At 48.8% G+C, this 5,213-nt stretch carries 6 protein-coding genes; 1 reads left to right on the top strand and 5 read right to left on the bottom strand.

Annotated features, from left to right (window positions below):
* Positions 1–122 precede the first annotated feature (122 nt).
* The 3 genes from ACJAYR_RS17870 to hflK form a co-directional block, all read right to left on the bottom strand.
* A complete protein-coding gene (locus ACJAYR_RS17870) occupies positions 123–311 on the bottom strand; it encodes a DUF2065 domain-containing protein (RefSeq protein WP_415237861.1) in 189 nt (62 codons plus the stop codon).
* Positions 312–374: 63 nt separating this feature from the next.
* A complete protein-coding gene (hflC, locus tag ACJAYR_RS17865) occupies positions 375–1,250 on the bottom strand; it encodes a protease modulator HflC (protein ID WP_415237860.1) in 876 nt (291 codons plus the stop codon).
* Positions 1,250–2,338, bottom strand: coding sequence for an FtsH protease activity modulator HflK (gene hflK / locus ACJAYR_RS17860; protein ID WP_415237859.1), 1,089 nt, complete (start codon positions 2,336–2,338; stop codon positions 1,250–1,252). Before hflK ends, hflC begins: the two co-directional genes overlap by 1 nt.
* 138 nt (positions 2,339–2,476) lie before the next feature.
* On the opposite strand from hflK, the gene apbC reads away from it, so the two are divergent.
* Positions 2,477–3,577 carry an iron-sulfur cluster carrier protein ApbC gene (gene apbC, locus ACJAYR_RS17855; protein WP_415237858.1) on the top strand — a complete coding sequence of 367 codons (1,101 nt, stop codon included), beginning with the start codon at positions 2,477–2,479 and terminating at the stop codon, positions 3,575–3,577.
* Between the two features lie 71 nt (positions 3,578–3,648).
* Here apbC and ACJAYR_RS17850 read toward each other — a convergent pair whose 3' ends face one another.
* Both ACJAYR_RS17850 and ACJAYR_RS17845 read right to left on the bottom strand, forming a co-directional pair.
* Positions 3,649–4,854 (bottom strand): DUF1501 domain-containing protein, encoded by a 1,206-nt coding sequence (locus ACJAYR_RS17850; RefSeq protein ID WP_415237857.1) that lies wholly within the window; start codon positions 4,852–4,854, stop codon positions 3,649–3,651.
* Positions 4,855–4,859: 5 nt separating this feature from the next.
* Positions 4,860–5,213, bottom strand: a 354-nt coding sequence (locus tag ACJAYR_RS17845; RefSeq protein WP_415237856.1) for a DUF1800 family protein, incomplete at its 5' end; no start/stop codon positions are given.

Below are 5,213 nucleotides of genomic sequence, written 5' to 3'. Positions count from 1 at the left end.
ATAGTGATTAGTCAACACAACCATCCAGTGATGTTCTTGTTCTTACCTGGAAATCAATTATGGCATAAATGTGCTTCATACTCATTTAATCTAAATTTTTTTCAATTTTTTCTGAGTTCCGTTTATCCTTTTAAAAGCCAGACGAAAAAAACGCCGGCAATCGCAGCAACCAGTCCCGAAATCCTTAAGCTGCTGCTGGGCATTCCTAGCACTGAAATCATCATGCGCTTCATACCGTCCGGGAACAATGCATAAAGGATGCCTTCAAAAAATAAGACGAGCGCGCCTGCCAATAACAGCATGTCCAACATGAACCAACTCCCACAAAAAAAGCCAGCAAGGAAACTCCTTGCTGGCTAAACTGATTATCCCGATTATTTGGCGGTTATATTTCTGCCGTCAAAAAATCTGAAAAACTCCGAGTCCGGTGAAAGGATCATCGTTGTGTCATTGTCGCCAATGGCATCACGATACGCCTGCATAGACCGATAGAAAGAGAAGAAATCCTTATCCTTACCAAACGCTTCGGCAAAGATCCGGTTCTTTTCAGCATCGCCGGTACCACGTGTAATTTCCGCGTCCCGCTTTGCTTCCGCAATCAACACAGTTTTTTCACGATCAGCGTTCGCCCGGATCCGCTGAGCAATTTCGGCACCCGTTGCACGGATTTCTTTGGCTTCCTGCTCACGTTGGGTACGCATACGATCAAAAACTTTCTGACTGTTGGCGGTCGGTAGATCCGCACGAACAATACGAACATCGACAACTTCCAAGCCGCGGCTTGCCGTTTCAACATTCACCTGGTTCTTAATCGTCTCCATCAAACGGGTACGCTCACCTGACACAATATCGGTCAGAATTTCGCGGCCCAGAATTTGGCGCAGTTGAGAATTCAGGATTGTTTCAATACGTGAATATGCAACACCGATATTACCAAATGACTGATAGTAAAGAAGTGGGTCAGAGATCCTGAAACGGGCAAAGCTGTCCACCATAAGACGTTTCTGATCCCGCGTTACAACTTCCTCGCGTTCAGTGCCAACCGACAAGACACGCTTATCAACTTTGATCACGTCCTGCACAAACGGTGTTTTTACCTTCAGTCCTGGTTCCTGCACAACTGTCTGTACCTTACCAAACTGCATCACAATAGCCTGCTCTGTTTCACTGACAGTGAATAGCGCACTTGACGCAGTGAAGCCGGCAGCGACAACAAGGATGGCCAGAATAATGGAAAGATTTTTAGCCATTAATTTGCCCCCTTCTGCATAAGCTGGTTCAGCGGTAGATACGGGACAACGCCTTGTCCCCCATTTTTGCTATCGATAATCACTTTATTCTTACCTTTAAACACTTCTTGGAGCGTTTCCAGATAGATGCGTTGACGCGTTACATACGGTGCTTTTACATACTCGTCATAGATAGAAATAAAGCGGGCAGCTTCACCTTCGGCTTCAGCAATAACCTGCTGCTTATAACCTTCAGCTTCCTGACGCATTTTTTCTGCCTCACCACGAGCCCGTGGTATGATGTCATTGGCATAGGCCAACGCTTCGTTCTGGCTCCGCTCTTTGTCAGCAACCGCTGCCTGCACGTCCCGGAAAGCATCAATAACTTCACCTGGAGGATCAGAGTTTTTCAACTGAACCTGTGTAATTTCAACACCAACACCATAAACATCCAGCACTTCCTGCAACCGTTTGGTCACTTCAGTCTGAACTGCAAGACGGCCTTCAGTAATGGCAGCCTGCAAATTAGTCCGACCAACAATTTCGCGCATGGCGCTTTCTGCTGCTGCTTTAATCGTTCCCTGCTGGTCTGCAACATTAAACAGAAACTGACCGGCATCTTTAATTTTCCAAAGAACAGTAAAGCCGATATCGACGATATTTTCATCGCCCGTCAGCATCAGGCTTTCCTGCGTAACCGCTTTGGTTCCGCCGCCGGAAGTATTCCTGAAACCGATTTCGATGCTGTTCACTTTCGTGACATTTGGTGTCAAAACCGTTTCAATGGGATAAGGCAGATGATAATTCAAACCAGATTGTGTAATGGCAACTTTCTCGCCAAAGCGTAGAACAACACCTTGTTCATTTGTTTCAACTTTATAGAAACCGCTTGCAAGCCAAACCACTATGGCAATCAGAACAATGATGAAAAAGCCTAGCTTCCCACCGCCGCCGCCCGGGAGAGTATCTCTGATACGTTCCTGACCTTTTTTAATGATATCTTCGAGATTTGGGGGCTGCTGTCCGCTTGGTCCCTGTCCCCAAGGCCCGCGATTTCCACCGCCGCCTTGCCAACCTCCTCCGTTACCACCTTGATTACTCCAAGGCATGGGATAATCTCTCCTCTTAATTAGTAAAGCAAAATTGCTAACTTCTGTAACAAGGGTTATATGACACCCTAATGATTTCTGCAATGTACCTGCATTGCAATGTATACCCATTTTGTGTCTAAGCTGGAGTTTTCAAGAATGAACGACATTACCGAAAAAACTGTTCTGGAACATTTATCCAGAATCATCGAGAAAAGATCTGGTAAAGATGTTGTTTCTCTTGGCATGGTAAGCGGCCTAGTGGTCAAAGACGGCAACGTCGGATTTGCCCTTGAAATCAACCCGGAAGAAGCCGGGGAAATGGAAGTTCTGCGTAAAGAATGTGAGCAGGCTGTCTTCGGGATGAACGGTGTTAAATCTGTCAGCGCTGTTTTGACGGCGGAAAAAGCCTCTGGCGCGCCACAACAAAAACCGCAAACGCCCCAACCGCCGCAAAAACCGGAAGTACCGGGTGTCGCCTCGATCATTGCTGTCGCATCTGGTAAAGGCGGCGTCGGAAAATCCACCTGCTCGGTCAATCTGGCTTTGGGTCTTGCCGCTCAAGGATTGAAAGTTGGTATGCTGGATGCCGACATCTATGGCCCATCACTGCCCCGAATGCTTGGCATTTCCGGGAAACCTAAATCACCAGATGGAAAAAAACTGATCCCAATGGAGAAATGGGGTCTGAAGGTTATGTCCATGGGCTTTATGGTCGAAGAAGATACACCAATGATCTGGCGCGGCCCTATGGTGATGAGCGCATTGCAGCAGATGATGTTTGATGTGGAATGGGGAACATTGGATGTTCTGGTTGTCGACATGCCCCCCGGAACCGGAGACGCCCAGCTAACCATGGCGCAGCGCGTTCCGCTCACGGGTGCCGTTATCGTCTCCACGCCTCAGGATATTGCACTTCTGGATGCTCGAAAGGGCTTGAATATGTTCAAAAAGGTAGATGTTCCCGTTTTTGGTATCATTGAAAATATGAGCTATTTCCTGTGTCCTTCCTGCGGGGACCGAAGTGACATTTTTGGTCATGGTGGTGCCCACAAAACAGCAGATGAGTTGAACGTGGATTTTCTGGGTGAAGTCCCACTTCATATGGAAATCAGAGAAACCTCTGATGCTGGCACACCCGTTACAGCCAGCAATCCAGACGGAGAACACGCCACTATCTACAAGGCTCTGGCCTGTAAAATACAGGATCGCATCGAAAGCAGCCTGGCTGAAGAAGGGCCTGCAATTATTATCGAATAATAGAAAAGGAGCCTTGCATAATAAGTGCAAGGCTCCTTTTTATATACTTCGTCGTATAGAGATTGCCCGAATCAGAGGCGCACCGAAACGCGGACGAGATTGTTAAGAGGCGTTGCCGCCGCCGATTGAGGGAAAATCTGACGTGACAGGATCGGCTCCGGAATGCCCAAATGATCACGCAAAACACCTTTAAACACGGACCGTATATCTGTGGTTGGAAACAAGTCCCGCTTTTCATACAACGACTGATCAGACAATCCCGGCCAAGTTGCAGCAACCCTTCCGCCTTTTACAGCACCCCCGCAAAGCAGAACAGCATTTGCGGAACCATGATCCGTTCCCCGACCACCATTTTCGCGGGCGGTTCGACCAAACTCAGAAACCATAAGAACAACCGTATTGTCCCAATAGTCGCCCAGGGACTGCCTTAAATTATCAACCCCAGTTGCCAATTGTCCAAAGGAGCGAGACAGCTTTCCATTTTGATTGGTATGCGTATCCCATCCAGTTGCCTCAATGGTGGCTATACGGGGTCCATTTTTTACAGCCAGCAAAGCGCCGGCACTCCTGCACAGTGCTGCGAATTGTTTCCCTTTATTCTTCTTTTTTTTGTCATTCCGCCCCATTGTCATAGAAGAAATTTCAGCTGATTTTCTAGCGGAACCGAGTGTTTCCCGAAAAAACGGATCATCGCGATATAACACACTGACTTTATCCAGAAAATCGTCTTCAGCCACGGGCAGACCGCTCGGTGACCATGTTTGTACGATGACGTCGCCGCGCAAGATCAACGGAACGGCTTGCCCGATGGAGAGCCCTTCCTCCGATGACCCGCCAAGTTCCAAAATCGCCCGATTGAGCCAACCGTCCCGCGCACCGTTCGCCTTACCTGTCCCATTTTCCAGTATATCCTGTGCATCAAAATGAGACCGGGTTCCCTTGGGGCTTCCCACCGCATGAATAGGAAGAAGCTGGCCTTTCTCCCAAAGCGGGTAGATCGGCTTCAACGATGGATGCAAACCAAAAAATGGGCCAAGCGGAAGCGCGCCGTTCGTTTCCCCTGGTTTGGGGATGGCGATATTTGGCCGTAATGCATAGTAATCCGGGTCCCCAACCGGGGCGACAGCAGACATACCATCCATGCCCCCCCGAAGCACCATAACAACCAGCCTTTGTTCCCCCGGTATGTTGGCAAAACTAAGGTCAGGAGCGGCCAACACAGGCAAACTGGCCGCGCCGATCATGAATTTTCTACGATTTACCCGTATATCTACCATTTCGATTATCTCCGCTGAAATTCGGGGCTGGAGAAAACAAGCGCAACAGCCTCGGCCTGTGACGCGGCACCCAGAATATGATCGCGAGACATGTCGCTGAGCATGGGGTCAATTGTCCGACCAATCAAATCGTCCACATCTTTGCGACCGCGCGACCGTTCAGCCACCACCCTCGCAAACTCGATACGCCGCATCAGGGACTGCGGCATAAGCCATTCACGGGCCGTATCTGGCCATCCCTCGGGTGACGGAGCACTGAAAACTGAATATCCCATTTCCTTTAGGCCACGCTGCACCAGCTTCATCGGGATATTTTCCGGACCTATTATCCGCAATATGGAAATCACGTATTCAAAATG

Origin of the sequence: Sneathiella sp., from assembly GCF_047631475.1 — a bacterium.
In the GTDB taxonomy this organism is placed as follows: Bacteria; Pseudomonadota; Alphaproteobacteria; order Sneathiellales; family Sneathiellaceae; genus Sneathiella.
This window is presented reverse-complemented; position numbering and strand designations above follow the sequence as displayed.

Excerpts from the sequence above, each read along its gene's own strand:
- ACJAYR_RS17870 (WP_415237861.1), bottom strand. The coding sequence starts at position 311 with ATGTTGGACATGCTGTTATTGGCAGGCGCGCTCGTCTTATTTTTTGAA.
- ACJAYR_RS17850 (WP_415237857.1), bottom strand. The coding sequence starts at position 4,854 with ATGGTAGATATACGGGTAAATCGTAGAAAATTCATGATCGGCGCGGCC.
- apbC (WP_415237858.1), top strand. The coding sequence starts at position 2,477 with ATGAACGACATTACCGAAAAAACTGTTCTGGAACATTTATCCAGAATC.
- hflC (WP_415237860.1), bottom strand. The coding sequence starts at position 1,250 with ATGGCTAAAAATCTTTCCATTATTCTGGCCATCCTTGTTGTCGCTGCC.
- hflK (WP_415237859.1), bottom strand. The coding sequence starts at position 2,338 with ATGCCTTGGAGTAATCAAGGTGGTAACGGAGGAGGTTGGCAAGGCGGC.